General features: G+C 70.9%; 17 protein-coding genes. 8 read left to right on the top strand and 9 right to left on the bottom strand.

The window, feature by feature from the left end; genetic code table 11:
* Positions 1 to 122: 122 nt before the first annotated feature.
* Positions 123 to 3,224 (top strand): glycoside hydrolase family 38 C-terminal domain-containing protein, encoded by a 3,102-nt coding sequence (locus ASG91_RS05435; protein ID WP_056921574.1) that lies wholly within the window; start codon positions 123 to 125, stop codon positions 3,222 to 3,224.
* Here the strand turns inward: ASG91_RS05435 and ASG91_RS05440 are convergent.
* Entirely contained in the window at positions 3,199 to 5,118 is a 1,920-nt protein-coding gene (locus tag ASG91_RS05440) for a glycoside hydrolase family 15 protein (protein WP_082593931.1), read from the bottom strand. The genes ASG91_RS05435 and ASG91_RS05440 overlap by 26 nt on opposite strands.
* A gap of 231 nt (positions 5,119 to 5,349) precedes the next feature.
* Here ASG91_RS05440 and ASG91_RS05445 point away from each other — a divergent pair, with 231 nt between their 5' ends.
* The 6 genes from ASG91_RS05445 (at position 5,350) to ASG91_RS05470 (ending at position 9,894) form a co-directional block, all read left to right on the top strand.
* Positions 5,350 to 6,540, top strand: coding sequence for a sensor histidine kinase (locus ASG91_RS05445; protein ID WP_056921575.1), 1,191 nt, complete (start codon positions 5,350 to 5,352; stop codon positions 6,538 to 6,540).
* A complete protein-coding gene (locus ASG91_RS05450; RefSeq protein WP_056921576.1) occupies positions 6,537 to 7,211 on the top strand; it encodes a response regulator transcription factor in 675 nt (224 codons plus the stop codon). Before ASG91_RS05445 ends, ASG91_RS05450 begins: the two co-directional genes overlap by 4 nt.
* Before the next feature lie 117 nt (positions 7,212 to 7,328).
* Positions 7,329 to 7,613 carry an SHOCT domain-containing protein gene (locus tag ASG91_RS05455; protein ID WP_056921577.1) on the top strand — a complete coding sequence of 95 codons (285 nt, stop codon included), beginning with the start codon at positions 7,329 to 7,331 and terminating at the stop codon, positions 7,611 to 7,613.
* Positions 7,610 to 8,563, top strand: a complete 954-nt coding sequence (locus tag ASG91_RS05460) for an ABC transporter ATP-binding protein (RefSeq protein WP_056921578.1) — start codon at positions 7,610 to 7,612, stop codon at positions 8,561 to 8,563. Before ASG91_RS05455 ends, ASG91_RS05460 begins: the two co-directional genes overlap by 4 nt.
* The gene (locus tag ASG91_RS05465) at positions 8,556 to 9,413 is read left to right on the top strand and encodes an ABC transporter permease subunit (RefSeq protein ID WP_056921579.1); all 858 of its coding nucleotides are present in this window, start codon (positions 8,556 to 8,558) and stop codon (positions 9,411 to 9,413) included. The genes ASG91_RS05460 and ASG91_RS05465 overlap by 8 nt, the downstream gene beginning before the upstream one ends.
* A 121-nt stretch (positions 9,414 to 9,534) precedes the next feature.
* Complete coding sequence (locus ASG91_RS05470; protein ID WP_235545449.1) at positions 9,535 to 9,894, top strand: SPW repeat protein; 360 nt, start codon at positions 9,535 to 9,537, stop codon at positions 9,892 to 9,894.
* Between the two features lie 18 nt (positions 9,895 to 9,912).
* Here ASG91_RS05470 and ASG91_RS05475 read toward each other — a convergent pair whose 3' ends face one another.
* The 6 genes from ASG91_RS05475 to ASG91_RS05500 form a co-directional block, all read right to left on the bottom strand.
* Positions 9,913 to 10,305: a hypothetical protein gene (locus tag ASG91_RS05475; RefSeq protein ID WP_056921581.1), complete on the bottom strand. Its 393-nt coding sequence runs from the start codon at positions 10,303 to 10,305 to the stop codon at positions 9,913 to 9,915.
* Positions 10,306 to 10,405: 100 nt separating this feature from the next.
* On the bottom strand, positions 10,406 to 10,795 hold the full coding sequence (locus ASG91_RS05480) for a DUF779 domain-containing protein (RefSeq protein ID WP_056921582.1): 390 nt from the start codon (positions 10,793 to 10,795) through the stop codon (positions 10,406 to 10,408).
* 6 nt (positions 10,796 to 10,801) lie between these two features.
* Positions 10,802 to 12,325: an aldehyde dehydrogenase family protein gene (locus tag ASG91_RS05485; protein ID WP_056921583.1), complete on the bottom strand. Its 1,524-nt coding sequence runs from the start codon at positions 12,323 to 12,325 to the stop codon at positions 10,802 to 10,804.
* A gap of 107 nt (positions 12,326 to 12,432) precedes the next feature.
* The gene (locus ASG91_RS05490; RefSeq protein WP_056921584.1) at positions 12,433 to 13,632 is read right to left on the bottom strand and encodes a helix-turn-helix domain-containing protein; all 1,200 of its coding nucleotides are present in this window, start codon (positions 13,630 to 13,632) and stop codon (positions 12,433 to 12,435) included.
* A gap of 170 nt (positions 13,633 to 13,802) precedes the next feature.
* Positions 13,803 to 14,321 (bottom strand): LytR C-terminal domain-containing protein, encoded by a 519-nt coding sequence (locus ASG91_RS05495; protein ID WP_056921585.1) that lies wholly within the window; start codon positions 14,319 to 14,321, stop codon positions 13,803 to 13,805.
* 45 nt (positions 14,322 to 14,366) lie between these two features.
* Positions 14,367 to 14,663 (bottom strand): type II toxin-antitoxin system VapB family antitoxin, encoded by a 297-nt coding sequence (locus ASG91_RS05500; RefSeq protein ID WP_056921586.1) that lies wholly within the window; start codon positions 14,661 to 14,663, stop codon positions 14,367 to 14,369.
* A gap of 39 nt (positions 14,664 to 14,702) precedes the next feature.
* On the opposite strand from ASG91_RS05500, the gene ASG91_RS05505 reads away from it, so the two are divergent.
* The gene (locus ASG91_RS05505) at positions 14,703 to 16,283 is read left to right on the top strand and encodes a helicase HerA-like domain-containing protein (RefSeq protein WP_056921587.1); all 1,581 of its coding nucleotides are present in this window, start codon (positions 14,703 to 14,705) and stop codon (positions 16,281 to 16,283) included.
* Between the two features lie 119 nt (positions 16,284 to 16,402).
* Here the strand turns inward: ASG91_RS05505 and ASG91_RS05510 are convergent, their stop codons facing one another.
* Together ASG91_RS05510 and ASG91_RS05515 are read right to left on the bottom strand one after the other, a co-directional pair.
* Complete coding sequence (locus ASG91_RS05510; RefSeq protein WP_056921588.1) at positions 16,403 to 17,326, bottom strand: AEC family transporter; 924 nt, start codon at positions 17,324 to 17,326, stop codon at positions 16,403 to 16,405.
* A gap of 9 nt (positions 17,327 to 17,335) precedes the next feature.
* A complete protein-coding gene (locus ASG91_RS05515) occupies positions 17,336 to 19,243 on the bottom strand; it encodes a propionyl-CoA synthetase (protein WP_056921589.1) in 1,908 nt (635 codons plus the stop codon).
* Positions 19,244 to 19,294: the final 51 nt, after the last annotated feature.

The following is a 19,294-nucleotide window of genomic DNA, read 5'->3' on the forward strand; positions in this document are numbered from 1 at the left end:
TACCTCCGGCTCCGGGTCTGAGCGGAACTTCCGGATTTCCGGAAGTTTCGCTCCCAACAGGGCTGGAGCGGTCGGGGTGACCCTGGGTCGCACGTCGTCCGTCGGCGCGCAAGGGTGGACCCATGCACGACGACACCACCCTGACGACCGGTCGCGTCACCCGCGTCCTCACCGAACGCATCTGGCCCGCGGTCCACGCGGTGTCCGTGCCGTTCACCGTCGAGGCCCACACCCTCCCCGGTGAACCGGTGTCACCGTCCGAGGGCCTCGCCCTCGACTACGAGCCGTATGCCGTGGGCTCACCATGGGGTGCGGCCTGGGGCACCACGTGGTTCCGGCTGACCGGTGCGGTGCCGGCCGAGTGGGCCGGTCGCCGGGTGGAGGCGGTCGTCGACCTCGGGTTCGACGTGGCCGAGCCGGGGTTCCAGTGCGAGGGCCTCGTCTACCGTCCTGACGGCTCACCGGTGAAGGCCGTGAACCCTCGCAACCACTGGGCGCTCGTGGCCGCTCCAGCCCAGGGGGGCGAGCGGGTCGAGCTCTACGTGGAGGGGGCGTCCAACCCGGTCGTGTTCGGGCCGGTGCGGTTCAAGCCGACCACCCAGGGTGACCTGCTCACCGCATCACCCGACCTGCTCTACAGCACCAGGCGGATGGACCTCGCCGTCTTCGACGAGGAGGTCCACGCCCTCGCCCTGGACCTCGACGTGTTGCTCGGGCTCCAGGCGGAGCTGCCTGCGGGACAACGGCGCAGCCGCATCCTCCAGGCGATGGACGACGCGCTCGACCGGCTCGACCTCGCCGACGTCTCCGGCACGGCGACCGCTGCACGCGCCGCGCTGGGCGAGGTCCTGGCCCGGCCAGCGGGCGCCTCGGCCCACGTGGTCTCGGCGGTCGGGCACGCCCACATCGACTCGGCCTGGCTGTGGCCGGTGCGCGAGACCGTGCGCAAGGTGGCCCGCACGACGGCCTCGATGGCTGCGCTCATCGACGAGACCGAGGACTTCGTCTACGGCATGTCGAGCGCCCAGCAGTACGCTTGGGTCAAGGAGCACCGGCCCGAGGTGTGGTCACGGGTCGTCGCGGCGGTGCAGGCCCGGCGCTTCCTGCCCCTGGGCGGGATGTGGGTCGAGAGCGACACGGTGATGCCGTCCGGGGAGTCGATGGTGCGCCAGTTCCTCTACGGACAGCGGTTCTTCGAGGAGGAGCTCGGGGTGCGGTCGCAGGGCGTCTGGCTCCCCGACAGCTTCGGCTACTCCCCGGCCCTGCCGCAGCTGGTGCGCCGGGCCGGCTTCGAGTGGTTCTTCACCCAGAAGATCTCGTGGAACCAGGTCAACACCTTCCCCCACCACACCTTCCTCTGGGAGGGCATCGACGGCTCGCGTGTGCTCACCCACTTCCCGCCGATGGACACCTACAACTCCGAGCTCTCGGGAGCCGAGCTGGCCCTGGCGGACCGGCAGTTCCGCGACCACCGCATCGCGTCGGGCTCGATCGCACCGGTGGGCTGGGGTGACGGCGGGGGCGGGACGACGCGCGAGATGACCGGCCGCGCCGAGCGCCTCGCCGACCTCGAAGGCAGCCCACGGGTGCGGTGGGAGCACCCCGACGACTTCTACGTCCGCACGCGTGCCGAGCTGGTGGGTGAGGACGGTCGGCCTCGGCCGGGCACCCCGGTGTGGGTCGGTGAGCTCTACCTCGAGCTGCACCGCGCCACCCTCACCTCCCAGCACCGGACCAAGGCGGGCAATCGGCGGTGCGAGCACCTGCTCGTCGAGGCAGAGCTGTGGGCCACCACCGCCGCGGTCCGGGCCGGCGCGGCATACCCGCACGACGAGCTCGACGCGCTCTGGAAGCAGGTGCTGCTGCACCAGTTCCACGACATCCTCCCCGGCACGTCGATCGCGTGGGTGCACCGCGAGGCGGTGGAACAGTACGCCCGGGTGGAACGTGAGGCAGAGGCGCTCGTGGCACGTTCCCTGGCCGCCCTCGTCGGTGAGGGGACCACGCGAATCGCACTGAACGGCGCGGCATCCGAACGCGCTGGGGTGCCGTCCGGCGCGGGAGTGGCGAGCAAGAACCTCGGCGCTGACCTCGGCGCGGACCTCGGCGCGGGTCCTGTCGAGGTCGTCCGCAACGGTGCCGACCTCGTCCTCGACAACGACGTCGTCCGGGTGACCCTGTCCGCACAGGGTCTCGTCACGTCGGCCGTCGACCTCGCCTCGGGGCGCGACGCCATCGCCCCGGGTCGCGCTGCCGGTCTGCTGCAGCTGCACCCCGACCTGCCGAACAAGTGGGACGCCTGGGACGTCGACCGCTTCTACCGCAACACGGTCCGCGACCTCCGCGACGCCGACAGCCTCGACGCGTCGGTGGACCAGCGTGGCGTGGCCCGGGTCGTCGTCGAGCGCACCATCTCAGCGAAATCGACTGTGCGGCAGGTCTTTTCACTGGCCCCGGGTTCGCGGACGCTCGACGTCGAGCAGGTCACCGACTGGCACGAGGTCGAGACGTTCCTCAAGGTGGCGTTCCCGCTCGACGTGCGGGCCGAGCACACCAGCGCAGAGACGCAGTTCGGGCACCAGCGCCGGCCGACCCACGTCAACACCAGCTGGGAGGTCGCCCGCTTCGAGACCTCGATGCACCGGTTCGTGCACGTCGAGGAGCCGGGCTTCGGGGTCGCCCTCGTCAACGATTCCACCTACGGCTACGACGTCACGCGTGACTGGGTCGAGGGCGGTGCGCTGGGGACGACCGTGCGGCTCTCGCTCCTGCGGGCGCCGAGGTTCCCCGACCCCGACACCGACCACGGGGCGCACGCCCACCGCTACGGGCTCGTCATCGGCACCGGGGTCGCGGGAGCCGCCCAGGAGGGCGTCCGGCTCAACACCCCGGCGCGGGAGGTGCTGGGCGCCCACGGGTTCGAGCCCCTCGTGCGGGTGGAGGGCGACGGCGTGGCCCTGTCGAGCGTCAAGCTCGCCGCCGACCGCTCGGGTGACCTCGTGGTCAGGGTGCACGAGGTGCTGGGTGGCCGGGCGTCGGGCACCCTCCACGTCGACACCGACGTGGAGTCGGCGTCCGCGGTCACCCTCCTCGAGGAGCCCCTGGGCCAGCCGTCGCCTGGCGAGGAGGCGACGAGGGGACGGGGCCCCGCGGTCGTCGACGTCGAGCTGGGCCCGTTCGAGGTGCGGACCCTGCGCTTCACTCGTCGTCCTCCGCGGAGATGACTTTGAGCACCGCGTTGATCAGCCCGAGGTGGGTGAACGCCTGGGGGAAGTTGCCGAGGTGCCGACCACTCTTGGCGTCGATCTCCTCGGCGTAGAGGCCGAGCGGGGTGGCCAGGTTGAGCAGTCGCTCGCACAGGTGCCGAGCCCGCTCCATCTCGCCGACGATGGCCAGGCAGGACACCAGCCAGAACGAGCAGATGGTGAAGGTGCCCTCCTCGCCGGCCAGCCCGTCGTCGGTCTCCTCCACGCGGTAGCGCAGGACCAGGCCGTCGTCGGTCAGCTCGTCGGCGATGGCCAGCACGGTGGCGTGCAGGCGCGGGTCGTCCGGGGGCAGGAAGCCAACAAGCGCCAGCAACAGGTTGGAGGCGTCCAGCGCATCCGTCTCGTAGTGCTGGGTGAACACCCCTCGCTCGTCGGTGCCCCGCTCGCAGATCTCCGCGTGCATCTCGTCGGCAGCGGTCTGCCAGCGCTGGGCGAGCTCGTCGTCCTCACGGACCCGGGCCAGCTTGGCCCCGCGGTCGGCGGCGACCCAGCACATCACCTTCGACGAGGTGAAGTGCCTGGGCTCCCCGCGCACCTCCCAGATGCCGCGGTCGGGGTCGACCCAGTGCTTGATGGCCGACTCGACGAACCCGGTGAGGATCGGCCACAGCCGCTCGTCGAGGGTGTCGCGCGACTTGGTGTGGATCCACACCGAGTCGAGGATCGCGCCCCAGACGTCGAGCTGCTTCTGGTCGAAGGCCCCGTTGCCGATTCGCACCGGTCGGGCTCCGTCGTAGCCCGTGAGGTGTTCGAGGAACGACTCGGTCAGGTCCGTGGCGCCGTCGATGCCGTACATGATCTGCAGGTCGTCCGACGACTCGGCCAGGTCGGCGATGAACCAGAAGAAGTCGCTGGCCTCCCAGTCGAAGCCGAGCGTGTCCAGCGCCCACAGTGCCAACGTCGAGTCGCGCACCCACGTGTAGCGGTAGTCCCAGTTCCGTTCGCCCTTGGGCGTTTCCGGGAGTGAGGTGGTCGACGCGGCCACGATGGCGCCCGTGGGGGCGTAGGTCAGGCCCTTGAGGGTCAACGCACTTCGTTCGAGGTGGGTGCGCCACGGGTGGTCGGGGAAGTTGCCGCGCGCCAGCCAGTGCTGCCAGTGGTGGGCGGTCCAGACCTGCCGCCGGTAGGCCTCCTCGTAGCTCTGCGGCGCCTCGTGGTCGCTCCACGACAGCGCGACGAAGTGGGTGTCGCCCTCCTTGACGAGGGTGCGGATGGCGGCCTGCGGTCCCTCGAACCCCAGCCGGAGGTCGGTGGTCAGCCACACCTTGTCGTCGTCCTCGCCGTCGGCCTGCGCCACCGCCGAGTGGTAGCCCTCGGCGGTGTACGACCAGGTCGGCTGGATCCGCCCGTAGTCGAAGACGGGCGTGCAGTTCATCACCAGCTGCACCTCGCCGTTGACGCAGCGGATGGTCCGCAGCAGCACGTGCTCGGCGTCGTAGTCGGTCGGCGTCCGCCGGTAGCGGTAGGCGCGCTCGGTCTCGTGGTGCCACGGCCCCATCAGCAGGGCGTCGCGGACGATGACCCAGCCGGTGGGCGTGCCCCACGAGGTCTCGAGGATCAGCGTTCCCGGGAGGTAGCGCCGCGCGGTGGGCACCATCATGTCGGCCGGGCCGAGTCGGAAGCCCCCGGCGTCGCGGTCGAGGATGGAGCCGAACACGCTGGGCGAGTCCATGCGGGGCAGGCACATCCACTCCACGTTGCCGCTCGGTGCGACGAGCGCCGTCACCTGGCAGTCCGAGAGGAACGCGTAGTCAGCGATCGGCGGGAACGGCGATCGCGGCAGCCGCCACTTGGGGGCCGGCTGGTCGCCGGTCTCGCCCTGCGGCTCAAGGGGGCTGACGGTCGAGGTCATGGGAACTCCTCACGAGGCGCCGTCGCCGAGCGCGCGGCCCGAACCCAAGCGTCCCGCAGATGGTCGCCGTCCGCCATGGCTCGGGGGCGCAGTCCGGTCCTGCAACCTGAGCGCCCCCGAGGGCGCCCAGGTTGCGGAGACGCCCCGGCGCGGCATACGCCCGCGGGAGTATGCCGCGGTGCCACCGTCGTGGGACGCCACACCCTGGCCGCGTTGCCTACGCTGGCAGGCATGCGTGAGCCCGACGACCTGGCCTGGGGCCCCCCGTGGATGCGAGGTCCGCGGGCCGGAGCCGGTCGGACGCACCCTGCTGCGCGCTACGTCCTGGCCTTCGTCGTGGCCGTGATCCAGGTCGGTGGCAGCTTCGGTGCCTCACACGGCCAGCCCGACCGCCGCGCGCTCGATGCCCTCGCCGTCGTCCTGCTCCTGGTGGCGCCGGTGGCGATCACGGTGCTTCGGCGGTTTCCGTTGTGGGCCATGGGGGCGACCTCCCTCGCCGCCAGCAGCTACCTCGCCCGTGGCTACGCCTACGGGCCGGTGTTCCTCGGGTTGGCGATCGTCCTGTTCGCGACGGTCGTGCGTGGCCACCGCGTGGCCGCCTGGCTGGGCGCGGCTGTCGTCCTGGCCGGTGATGCTGCCGGTCGTCTCGCCTTCGACTCGGCTCCTTGGTCGTGGCAGGCCATGGGCGGGCTGCTGGCCTGGACCCTGGTCGTGCTGGCCGTCGCCGAGGTCGGGCGCAGCTGGAGGGATCGGGCCGCCACCTACCGGCAGGCAGCCCGCGAGACGAGGCTGCGCCAGGCCGGGGAGGAGCGCCTGCGCATCGCGCAGGAGCTACACGACGTCGTGGCCCACCACATGTCACTGATCAACGTGCAGGCCGGGGTCGCCCTCCACCTGGCCGACCGACGGCCCGAGCAGGTCGAGCCCGCGCTCGTCGCCATCAGGGACGCGAGCAAGGAGGCGCTCTCCGAGCTCCGGTCGCTCATCGACGTCCTGCGCCTCGACGGGGCACCGGCGCCCCGCTCGCCGGTCGCCAACCTGGCCGGCCTCGACGACATCGTCGAGCGCAGCGGGCACGCGGGGCTGGCGGTCACCAAGACGGTGACCGGGCAGGCCCGCGCCCTGCCGGCGGCAGTGGAGCTCGCGGCATACCGGATCGTGCAGGAGGCGATCACCAACATCGTCCGGCACGCGCACGCGACCCGGGCCGCGGTGACCCTCCACTACGGTGACGAGGTGCTCTCCCTGACGATCGAGGACAACGGCGACGGCGCAGCCAGGCTGCCGAACCTGGTGCAGGGCAACGGGATCAGCGGCATGCAGGAGCGCGCGCGAGCGCTCGGCGGCGAGCTGCGGGTCGAGGCCGCGCCCGATGGTGGCCTCCGGGTCGAGGGCGACCTCCCGACGGGCGGTCAGCGGTGATCCGGGTGGTGCTGGCCGACGACCAGGCCTTGCTCCGGGCGGGGCTCCGGGCCTTGCTCGACGCCGAGGACGACATCGAGGTCGTGGGTGAGGCGGCCGACGGTGCCGAGGCGGTCGCGCTGGTCAGGCAGACCGGGCCCGACGTCGTGCTGATGGACATCCGGATGCCCGGCACGGACGGGCTCGAGGCCACCCGGCAGATCGCCGCCGACGAGCGGCTCTCGGGCACCCGCGTCGTCATGCTCACGACGTTCGACCTCGACGAGTACGTCTTCGAGGCGGTGCGGATCGGGGCCAGTGGGTTCCTCGTCAAGGACACCGAGCCGGCCGAGCTGCTGCGGGGCGTCCGTGCCGTGTCGGCCGGCGACGCACTGCTGTCTCCCGGCGTCACCCGACGGCTGATCGGCGAGTTCGCCACCCGCAGCCGCCCCAACGCCGCCCCGGCCGCGGACCGGTTGGGCGAGCTGACCGACCGCGAACGCGAGGTCGTCGCGCTCGTGGGCGCGGGCCTCAACAACGACGAGATCGCCCAGCGGCTCTTCCTCAGCCCGGCGACCGCCAAGACCCACGTCAGCCGGTCGATGATCAAGCTGCACGTCCGTGACCGCGCCCAGCTCGTGGTGCTCGCCTACGAGTCCGGCCTGGTGCGCCCCGGGTGGTCGCAGGAGTAGCAGGCGTCGGTGGCGTACGCCCGGGGGAGCAGGCGAGGTGTCGCCCCGGGTGGGATTCGGAAAGCATTCTCCCGACGAAGGATTGAGGAGTCAGCTCAATCCGACCAAGGAGTCACCATGACCACCGTCATCGCCACCGCGAGCACCCTCGCCGCCCACGACCCCTCCTGGAACGGCCCCGGCCCGTGGTGGCCGATCTTCCCCTTCCTGTGGCTGCTGTTCATCATCGGCATCTTCGCCACCTTCCGCTTCTTCGGGATCCGTCGCTGGCGCCAGGTGCAGGGCTACGCCGGCACCCGTGCAGGCGAGGCCAAGCTGGCCGAGCGTTACGCGGCCGGTGAGATCGACGAGCAGGAGTACGAGCGCCGGCTCGCCACGCTCAAGCGGATGGGGTCGTCATGACCCGGTCCGGGACTCGTTCCGAAGCGGTCGTGGAGATCCACGACCTGACCAAGAAGTACGGCCAGCTCACCGCGGTGGACAGGCTCAGCCTGACCGTCCACCGGGGGGAGGTGTTCGGCTTCCTCGGTCCGAACGGAGCCGGCAAGACCACGACGTTGCGGATGCTGCTCGGGCTGATCCGGCCCGGCAGCGGCGACGTCACGGTGCTCGGTGGGCGACCCGGCGACCCGAAGTCGTTGCGCCGCATCGGATCCCTCATCGAGGGGCCCGGCTTCTACCCCTACCTCACCGGCCGCACCAACCTCCAGACGATGGCCCGGTATGCCGGTGTGCCGGCTTCCAGCGTCGCCCCCGCCTTGGAGGCGGTCGGCTTGGCGGACCGCGCGGGGGACAAGTTCGGTTCCTACTCGCTCGGGATGAAGCAGCGCCTCGGTGTCGCTGCCGCCCTGCTCAAGGACCCGGAGCTGGTCATCCTCGACGAGCCCACGAACGGCCTCGACCCGCAAGGGATGCGGGACATGCGCGAGCTCATCGTCGACCTCGGGCGGCAGGGCAGGACCGTCATCCTGTCGAGCCACCTGATGGGCGAGGTGCAGCAGATCTGTGAGCGGGTCGCGGTGATCGACCGCGGCCGGATCGTGCGCGAGGGCACGGTCGAACAGCTGCGTGGTGACACCGAGCTCGAGCTCGTCGCGACCCCCTCCGACACCGCCCTCGCCACCCTGCGCGCGCTGTCGTTCGTCGACTCGGTGCGCGTCGAGGATGGGCGGCTCCTCGTGACGGTGGGCCCGCGTCACACCGCCGAGATCACCCGGGCGCTGGTCCACGCGGGCGTCGCCGTCACTGGCGTGCGCCGGCGCGAGCGCGAGCTCGAGGACGTCTTCTTCGACCTGACCACCCACCAGCCCGACCACTCCACCCACCCCGACAGGGAGCCCAGCCATGTCTGACCTCGTCAACGTCACCCGCGCCGAGCTGGCCAAGCTCGCCCGGCGACCCGCGACCTGGGTCCTGCTCGCCGCTGCCGTCACGCTCAACCAGGTGTTCGGCTTCGTGATCCCCTACCTGTCCTTCAAGAACGGCTCGGGGGGCGCCATGACCGACGGCCAGACCGGCGCCCAGCTGCTCGCCAGCACCCTGCCCGACCAGGTGGTCACCAACACGACCGGGGCCTTCCCGGTCTTCACCGGCGCGCTCGCCCTGGTCCTCGGCGCACTGGTCGCCGGCACGGAGTTCACCGGCGGCACGCTGAAGACCGTGCTCACGCAGGGGCCGCGTCGCACGTCCGTCTTCGGTGGGCAGCTGGTCGCCCTCGTCATGGCGGTCGGCGGCGGGGTGCTGACGCTGTTCGTCACCTGTGCCGCCAGTTCCTTCGCGATCGCGCAGGTCGAGGACCAGGCCGTCGTCTGGCCGTCGGTCGCCGACCTCGCTGCCGGCCTCGGGTCAGGCTGGCTCGTGATGGCCATGTGGGCCTCCCTGGGAGCCGTCTTCGCGGTGCTGCTGCGTTCGGTCGCACTACCCATCGGCCTCGGCGTGGTGTGGATCCTCGGCATCGAGAACCTCGTCTCCGCCGTGGCGCGCACCTCGCTCACGGCCCTGCAGCCACTGCGCGACGTGCTCCCCGGAGTGACCTCCGGGTCGCTGATCAGCTCGGTCCTGCCGGCCCAGGTCGGTCCGCTGCCGCCCGGGGTGCAGTCCGCCGTCAGTGGTGGCCGGGGCCTGGCGACCGTGGCTGGGTACGCCGTCGTCGCGACCCTCGCCGTCCTCGTCGTCGGCCGCCGCCGAGACGTCGCCGCCTGAAACGCGAAGCGGACCCGATGCTGCGGCTGATAGCCAAATCCCTTGGGCGGGAGGAGAATCAAGGTGTTCGGCCCGCCTCGGATCGACGGACCGCCTTCAAGGAAAGGTGGTTGTGACCACCATGAAGCGATGGAACCATCCACAGGATCTCATTGCTCTGATCGCCGGCGCCTACGCAGCCCTCTCACCGTGGTGGACCACCACGACTGACCGGGCGACCATGACCATGGTCGTGCTGGGTGCCGCCACCGCCGTCCTGGCTCTGATCGAGCTGTTCAGGCCGGACATGATGTCCATCGAGGGACTCACGGCACTCCTGGGCGCCGCCATGATCGCGGCTCCCTGGGTCATGGGGTTCAGCGGCACCCGGCCGATGGGGTGGACCGCCTGGATCGTCGGCGCCGTCGTCCTCGTGGTCGGCGTCGCCGACCTCCAGGTGACCCGCTCGCACCACAAGGGGACCATGGCGACGTCCCACTAGGCCGCCGGCCAGTCGTCGTCAGGTGAGGCTGAGGAGGGCCAGCGCGTAGGCGCACTCGGGGTCAGGATCCGTGTAGGTCTCGCGCCCCTCCTCGGTCTCCACCGTCACCAGCCACTGCTCCTCCTCGCGGCTCAGCGACACCAGTCGCTCGCCGATCAGGTCGCGCAGCTGGTCCTCGCGCGGCATCCAGAGCGCGGTGTCGAGCGTCACCGAGTCGAGCGCCCATTCCGTCGTGCCGTTGAAGCCGAGCAGCGGCTGGCCCTTGAAGGTGTGCACGTCGATCGTCAGGTGGCTGATCCAGAAGACCTCGCCGACCACGTTCGGCTGGTCGATGGTGAACCGGTCGCCCGGCGCGGGTTCCCACAGCACGCCGCCCTGGTTCAGGCTGCGCGACAGCTCCACCGTGATCATGGGCCGAGCCTACGTCGCGCCCCGTTCGGGCGCCGCCCCGCGACCAGAGGTATGCCGCGCGGCCAGCGGCCCACGCGGCATACCTCGGTCCGTGGTGGTGTCAGAGCAGGTCGTAGGCGCGCAGCTCACCCTCGCTCATCAGCCGGGACCGGATCAGGAACCGGACCCCCTCCGGCGCCTCGACCGAGAAGCCGCTACCGCGGCCCTTGACGACGTCGACGGTGAGGTGGGTGTGCTTCCAGTACTCGTACTGGGAGACCGACATCCAGAACCCGATCGGGTCGAGCAGCCCGTCGATGACCAGGTCGGCCAGGTGGACGTCGGCCTCGCCGGTGATGAACTCGCCTGCGGGGTAACACATCGGCGCGCTGCCGTCACAGCAGCCGCCGGACTGGTGGAACATGAGCGGGCCGTGCTTCACGGTGAGGCGGCGGAGCAGGTCCGCCGCCTCACCCGTGAAGTCGACCCGGCTGTGCTCGGTCGTGTCCACGACGGTCTAGAAGAAGCCGAGGGCGTCGGGGGAGTAGGAGACTAGGAGGTTCTTGGTCTGCTGGTAGTGGTCGAGCATCATCTTGTGGTTCTCGCGGCCGATGCCCGACTGCTTGTAGCCGCCGAACGCGGCGTGCGCCGGGTACTGGTGGTAGCAGTTGGTCCAGACCCGACCGGCCTTGATGCCACGGCCCATCCGGTAGGCACGGGCACCGTCGCGGGTCCACACGCCGGCGCCGAGGCCGTAGAGCGTGTCGTTGGCGATGGCAAGGGCGTCGGCCTCGTCGGTGAAGCTCGTGAGGGAGACGACCGGGCCGAAGATCTCCTCCTGGAAGACCCGCATCGAGTTCGTGCCCTCGAAGACCGTCGGGGTGACGTAGTAGCCCTCGGCGAGGTCGCCGTCGAGCACGTTGCGCTCGCCTCCGGTGAGGACCTTGGCGCCCTCCTGGCGGCCGATGTCGAGGTAGGACAGGATCTTCTCGAGCTGGTCGTTGCTGGCCTGTGCACCGATCATGGTGTCGGTGTCGAGCGGGTTGCCCTGCTTGACCTTCTCCACGCGCTCGATCGCGTCGCCGACGAAGTCGCTGTAGATCGACTGCTGCACGAGGGCGCGCGATGGGCAGGTGCAGACCTCGCCCTGGTTGAGCGCGAACATCGTGAAGCCCTCGAGGGCCTTGTCGTAGAACGCGTCGCTGCTCGCGGCCACGTCGTCGAAGAAGACGTTCGGGCTCTTGCCGCCGAGCTCCAGGGTCACCGGGATGATGTTCTGGCTGGCGTACTGCATGATCAGGCGGCCCGTGGTGGTCTCACCGGTGAAGGCGACCTTGGCGACGCGGCTGGAGCTGGCCAGCGGCTTGCCGGCTTCGACGCCGAACCCGTTGACCACGTTGAGGACACCGGCCGGGATCAGGTCACCGATCAGCTCGAGCACCTTGAGGATCGACCACGGGGTCTGCTCGGCGGGCTTGAGGACCACGGCGTTGCCGGCCGCCAGCGCGGGGGCGAGCTTCCACGTGGCCATCAGGATCGGGAAGTTCCACGGGATGATCTGCGCGACCACGCCGAGCGGCTCGTGGAAGTGGTACGCGACGGTGTTCTCGTCGATCTCCGAGCTGCTGCCCTCCTGGCCGCGCAGCACGCCGCCGAAGTAGCGGAAGTGGTCGATCGCGAGGGGCAGGTCGGCTGCCAGGGTCTCGCGGACCGGCTTGCCGTTGTCCCAGGTCTCGGCGATCGCCAGGGCCTCGAGGTTCTCCTCCAGGCGGTCGGCGATCCGGTTGAGGACGAGCGCGCGCTCGGCGAGCGACGTCCTGCCCCAGGCCGGCGCTGCGGCGTGGGCCGCGTCGAGGGCGGCCTCGATGTCCTCGGCGGTGCCGCGACCCACCTCGGTGAAGGCCCGGCCCGTCACCGGAGAGATGTTCTCGAAGTACTCGCCCTTCTTCGGCTCGACCCAGTTGCCGCCGATGAAGTGCCCGTAGCGTGGCTCGACCGTGACCTTCGAGCCCTCGGTTCCGGGGGGTGCGTAGACCGTCATCGCTGTTCTCCCAACGTCCTTGGTGGTGCCCCGCGTGTGCGGGTTGCCGTGACGGTAGGCAGCGCAACGTTGCGACCACGTTGCACCCGCTCACTCGGGGGGAGGCGTCAGGCGCCGAGCTCGCGGTCGAGGCGCGCGATCTGGCCGACGACCAGCGGTCGCAACGGGGAGGCCGTGCCCAGGGCGGCGAGCTGGGCGGTCCACATCTCGTGGTCGTCGGTGCCCCACGCCGACCTCGTCCAGGTGGACATCAGGTCGGGTTCGCCGCTGGCGAGCAGGGCGCGCCGCAGCTGGCTCTCCACGCTGCCCCGCAACCGCGCGACGCCCGGCGAGGTCGAGGCCGGCAGCAGCGGTCCGCGGTAGGTGCGCAGGGCCGCGCCGACTGCTCCCGCCGCAAGGTGCGCCTCCACGGCCAGCCAGTCCGCCGTGACCTCGGCCGCGAGCCGGTAGGGCCGCGACGCCAGCAGGTCGTCTCCGAGCAGTGACCGCAGCCGGTTGAGCTCGGCCCGCAGCGTCGAGGACGTCACGTCCTCCTCGTAGAGCAGCACGCCGAGCTCGTCGCCCGAGAGGCCGCGGGGTGCGGACGCCAGCAGGAGCAGGATCTCGCTGTGCCGGCGGCTGAGCCGCACCGTGCGCCGGTGGCCACGGCCGTCGTCAACGGTCAACAGCGCCTCGTCGCGACCGAGGGCGTGCACCGCCGCGGTGAGCTGCGAGGAGGACTGCTGCGGTTGGTCCGTGCCCCGGGTGAGCAGCTCTCGGGCCAGCTCGGCCTCGGCCATCCGCGCCGCGGCCCGGACCATCGCCATCGTCTGTGGGACGACGATCTGGTCGCCCCCGGTGATGTCGAGGACGCCGAGCAGGGACGCGGTGGTCGGGTCGTGGATCGGGGTCGCGGCGCAGCTCCAGCGCTGGACGGAGCGGCGGAAGTGCTCGGCTCCGATGATGTTGACCGACTGGTCGAGGGCGAGCGCCATGCCGGGGGCGTTGGTGCCGGCGAGCCGCTCGTCCCAGTTGCTCCCCTCAACGAAGCCGATGCTCTCCGCCCGCCGCAGCACGGCGGGTGTGCCGCAGACCCAGAGGAGCTGCCCGGCGGCGTCCGACACCGCCATGATCGCGTCGCACTCCCGGGCGGCCCGACCGAGGACGTCGTCGAGCAGGGGGAAGATCTGCGCCAACGGGTGTGCCTCGCGGTGGTCGCGCAGCGCGTCGGCCGGCAGCGTGATCGGCGCCTCCACGCGGTCGGCCTCGACCCCGGCGGCAGCGGACCTGACCCAGGAGTCGGCCACCTGGGCGCGCACCGCTGTCATCGGTTCCACCGCCTCAGTGTGGGTGGGGTTCCAACGCCTGTCCACGGTCGTCCGGACCGGGTCGGCCCAGCGGCGACCTGCCGCGCCGAGTGGTCGGCCTCCGGTCCGCCCGTGTCAGCAGGTGGAGTTCAGCGGGTGGAGTTCAGCGGGCGGAGTTCAGCGGGCGGAGTTCAGCAGGTGGAGGTGGTGGGCGACGGCGTCTTCTTCGGCGGGGGCGTCAGGGCGGTGAACTTCGCCCCGAGGACGAGGTCGACCGACGAGTCGGTGCGGCTGTCCTTGACCGCCTTCGCACCCTTCACCAGGGCGAGCACCAGCTTGCTCGACGACGCGCCGGTCGGCCCGTAGCGGACCTCGGCGGCCCCCTTGACGTCCCGCTGCAACGGGTCGTTGCTGACCGTGGAGATCTTGAACCCACGCTTGCGCACGTCGGCAGCCGTCTTGGCGGCGAGGCCGGTGCGCTCGGTGGCGTTGTAGACGTTCACGGTGACCTGGGCCGGGGTCTTCACGGTGGAGGTCGCGGTGCAGGTGGGCGCGGGCGCGGCCTTCGCCTTGTTGCTGTCCTGGTAGTAGGAGTAGGCGTACCAGAACGCGAAGAACAGCATCAGCGCGACCACCCCGAGGGTGATGAGTGCGCGACGGCGCCGCGCTCGGCGGGCTCGCGACGACCCCGACTCGACGACGTAACTCATCCACCCACCTCCGCCCGCGTCAGCGCGGCCCCGACATGCCTGAGGTCAGTCAAGCACGAGGACGCGTGCGTGGAGGGTAGGTCGCTGCTGAAGCGCGGCACGTAGCGCGCGGTGCAGACCGTCCTCGAGGTAGAGCGTCCCCTCCCACTCGACCACGTGGGCGAACAGGTCGCCGTAGAACGTGGAGTCCTCCGCGAGCAGGTGACCGAGGTCGAGCGTGCGCTTCGTGGTGACGAGGTCGTCGAGCCGCACCATGCGCGGAGGCACGTCAGCCCAGTCGCGAGGGGTCGACTTGCCGTGCTCCGGGTAGGGGCGGCCGTCTCCGACTTTCTTGAAGATCACCGTGCCACTGTAGGTGCACCCCGCACTAGAGTCGCGAGCGTGACCGAGAACGCCACCGAAGGCTCGACGAAGTCCGACGCCCAGCTCGCCGAGATCCGCGCCGGGTACTCCTTCGAAGGTGGGGCCCTGCACTTCGGTGCCGCCGTGATCGACGGCAAGGCGTATCCCGATGCGCCCGTGCGCATCCCGCTGTCGACCCTCAACCGACACGGCCTCGTGGCGGGCGCGACCGGCACGGGCAAGACGAAGACGTTGCAGCTCATGGCCGAGCAGCTCTCGGGTCAGGGCGTGCCCGTCTTCCTCGCCGACATCAAGGGTGACCTCTCCGGTCTCGCGACGGCAGGGCAGCCGAACGACAAGGTCACCGCCCGCGCGGCTGACGTGGGGCAGCAATGGGTCGGCACGGCATACCCGACCGAGTTCCTGTCGCTCGGCGGCCTCGGCAACGGCATCCCGATCCGCGCCACGATCACGTCCTTCGGGCCCACCTTGCTCTCGAAGGTGTTGGGGCTCAACGAGACCCAAGAGTCCAGCCTCGGCCTGGTCTTCCACTACGCCGACAAGAACGGCCTCGCACTCCTCGACATCAAGGACCTTCGTGAGGTCATCGCGTTCCTCAACTCCGACGAGGGCAAGGCCGACCTGAAGTCGCTGGGCGGACTGTCCTCGGCCACGGCCGGCGTCATCCTGCGCGAGCTGATCGCGTTCTCCGACCAGGGCGCTGAGGCGTTCTTCGGCGAGCCCGAGTTCGACACGCAGGACCTGCTGCGCACCGCCGCCGACGGCAAGGGGCTCGTCACGTGTCTCGAGCTGCCGGCCGTGCAGGACCGGCCCGCGCTCTTCTCCACCTTCCTCATGTGGATGCTGGCCGACCTCTTCCACGACCTGCCCGAGGTCGGTGACGTCGACAAGCCGAAGCTGGTGTTCTTCTTCGACGAGGCGCACCTGCTGTTCAACGACGCGAGCAAGGCGTTCCAGGACGCGATCGAGCAGACCGTCCGGCTGATCCGGTCGAAGGGGGTCGGTGTCTTCTTCGTGACGCAGTCGCCCAAGGACGTGCCCTCGGACGTCCTCGCCCAGCTCGGCAACCGCGTGCAGCACGCCCTGCGCGCCTTCACGCCCGACGACGCGAAGGCGCTCAAGGCGGCCGTCTCGACCTACCCCCACAGCGGCTACGACCTGGCCACGCTGCTCACCTCGCTCGGCACCGGCGAGGCGGTCGTGACCGTGCTCTCCGAGCGGGGCGCCCCCACGCCGGTCGCGTGGACCCGAATGATCGCCCCGCAGTCGCTGATGGCGCCGTCCGACGAGGCCACCGTCAAGCAGGTCATCGCCGCGTCCGCGATCGGGTCGAAGTATGCCGCGATGGTCGACCGCGAGTCCGCCTACGAGAAGCTCCAGGCCCGGCTCCAGCAGGCGCCCACGCCCGAGCAGGCGCCCGCCCCGACGCCGAAGTCCGAGCCACCGGCGCGCGCCCCTCGCCCGGCGAAGGAGGAGCCGGGCATCGTCGAGCAGGTCGTGAAGTCGAGCGCCTTCAGGTCCATGGTCCGCTCGGCCGGCACGGTCATCGGTCGCGAGATCACCCGCTCGATCTTCGGCACCGCCCGCCGCTCCCGCTAGCAGGCGTCGATCCATGACGGGGACGCCACGGATCGACCTCGATCACCGGTGCGGACGTCCATTGGTGGCTCGAGTGCCACAGATGGACCAGCGGTGACCGCCCCCGGCTTGGTGACCCCTCAGCCGAGGAGGGCGGCCACCAGCAGGATCACCGGCACGGCGCCGATCGTCGTGATGAGGATGGTGTCGCGGGCCAGGACGGTCGCCCGGTCGTAGCGGGTGGCGTGCACGAAGATGTTCTGGGCGGTCGGGAGCGCCGAGGTGACCACGATCGCCAGGAGCGCGTGGCCGTCGACTCCCAGCACCACCGACGCCACGAACCACGCGACCGCCGGTTGCACGAACAGCTTGAGCGACGACGTCGTGACCAGCTCCGCGACCGAGCCCGCGCGCCCGAGCCCGGGCCCCAGTCGCAGCGCGATGCCGTAGGCGACGAGCATCGACGGCACGGCCATGTCGCCGAGCAGGCCCAGTGGCGCCGAGACCATGGTGGGCAGCGTCCACCCGGTCAGTGACAGCCCGAGTCCGATGAGGGAGCCGACGGTCAGGGGGTTCACGAACGGCCTGGTCAGCAGCCACCACCAGGAGGACCGGCCGCCGTGGGCGTCGGCGTCGAGGAAGCCCAGGGCGATGGGCTGGAACACGAGCAGCTGGAAGAGCAGTGTCGGCGCGACGAAGGCCGCATCGCCCAGGACGTAGCTGGCGACCGGGATCCCAAGGTTGCCGGCGTTGACGTAGGACGACGAGAGGGCGCCGATGGTGGTGTCGCCCATCGAGCGGTGCCAGAGGGTGCGGGCCAGCAGCACGTAGACGCCCCCGGCGACGACGACGCCGGCCGCAGAGGCGCCGAGGTTCGCGGAGAGCACCTGGTGGACGTCGGCCCGCGACAGCGTGACCACCATCAGGGCCGGGCTCGCGACGAAGAAGGCGAGCCGCGACAGCACCTGCTGCGCGCCGAGGTCGACGATCCTGAGGTGGGCCAGCAGGGCCCCCACGGCGATGACCAGGCCGATGGTGGTGAAACCGTTGAGGACTCCCTGCACCCCGTCAGGCTAGGCGGGCGAGGACAGCACGGGGCCGAGGGTCTCAAGGACCGAGGCATCCTCGATCGTGCCGGGCACCGTGGGCACCTTCCCGTCGGCCATCTCGCGCATCGTCTTGCGCAGGATCTTGCCCGACCTCGTCTTGGGCAGGGCTGCGACGACGTCGACCCGCTGCAGCGACGCGATCGCGCCGACCTCGTCGCGCACCCGCTGCTTCAGCTCCGTGCGGATGCGCTCCCCGTCGGCCGCCCCGTCGACTCCGGCCTTGAGCACCACCAGCGCCCGCGGCACCTGCCCCTTGAGGTCGTCGTGGACGCCGATCACCGCGCACTCGGCCACGGCGGGGTGCCCGGCCAGCGCCGCCTCGATCGAGCCGGTCGAGAGCCGGTGGCCCGCGACGTTGAGCACGTCGTCGGTGCGACCCATCACGTAGAGGTAGCCGTCCTCGTCGACCAGGCCGCCGTCGCCGGTGAGGTAGTAGCCGTCGAACGCCGACAGGTAGCCGGACACGAAGCGGTCGTCGTCGCCCCACAGGGTCGGCAGGGTGCCGGGGGGCAGCGGCAGACGGATGCAGATCGCACCCTCCTCGCCCGCGCCGAGCTCCCGGCCACCCTCCCCGAGGATGCGCACGTCGAAGCCCGGGACCGGCACGGTCGGCGACCCCGGCTTGATCGGCATCGGCTCGAGCCCCCGCAGGTTCGCGGCGATCGGCCAGCCGGTCTCGGTCTGCCACCAGTTGTCGACCACGGGCACCCCGAGCCGTTCGGTCGCCCACGCGTAGGTGTCCGGGTCGAGGCGCTCGCCGGCGAGGAACACCGTCTCCAGCGACGACAGGTCGTGCCCCTTCATCAGCTCGCCTTCGGGGTCATCTCGCTTGATGGCTCGGTATGCCGTGGGGGCGGTGAACATCGCCTTCACACCATGGTCGGCGATCACCTTCCAGAACGCGCTCGCATCCGGGGTGCCGACCGGTTTCCCTTCGTACAGAACGGTTGTCGCGCCGGTGAGCAGCGGTGCGTAGACGATGTAGGAGTGCCCGACCACCCAGCCGACGTCGCTGGCGGTGAACCAGGTGTCGCCCGGCCCGATGCCGTAGATGTTGCCCATCGACCAGCGCAGGGCGACCGCGTGCCCGCCGTTGTCGCGGACGATCCCCTTCGGCCGGCCCGTCGTTCCTGAGGTGTAGAGGATGTAGAGCGGGTCGGTGGCGCCGACCTCGACGCAGTCGGCGGGCTCGGCGTCGGCGACCAGCTCGTCCCAGTCGAGCTCCTCCCAGTCGGTGTCGCGCTCGCCGACGGCGGCCCGAGCCTGCTCGCGCTGCAGGACGATGACCGACTCCGGCTTGTGCGTGCTGCGGTCGAGGGCGGCGTCGAGCAGCGGCTTGTACTCGACCACCCGCGTCGGCTCGACGCCACAGCTCGCCGCGACGATGACTACTGGCTTGGCGTCCTCGACGCGGGCCGCGAGCTCGGCCGGCGCGAACCCACCGAAGACCACAGAGTGGACCGCCCCCAGTCGGGCGCAGGCGAGCATCGCGACGACGGCCTCCGGCACCATCGGCATGTAGATGACGACTCGGTCGCCCTTCTCGACGCCCAGTGACGCCAGCGCCCCGGCGAACGTCGCGACGCGGTCGAGCAACGCGGCATACGTGATGGTCTGGTGGGTGTCGGTCACCGGCGAGTCGTAGTGCAGCGCCGGCTGGTCGCCGCGCCCCGCGGCCACGTGCCGGTCGAGTGCGTTGAAGCAGGTGTTGAGGGTGCCGCCGGTGAACCATCGGTAGAACGGCGGCCGGTCGTCGTCGAGCACCCGCGGTGGCGGAGTGATCCAGTCGATCGCCTCGGCGGCCCGGCCCCAGAACGCTTCCGGGTCCTCGAGGCTCTGCCGGTATGCCGCGCGGTAGTCACCGTTGCCCATGTCGCCATCGTGGGCCACCACGCCGCGACCCGCCAGAGCCGGAGACCGAGG

This window comes from Phycicoccus sp. Soil802 (assembly GCF_001429605.1).
GTDB lineage: Bacteria > Actinomycetota > Actinomycetes > Actinomycetales > Dermatophilaceae > Pedococcus.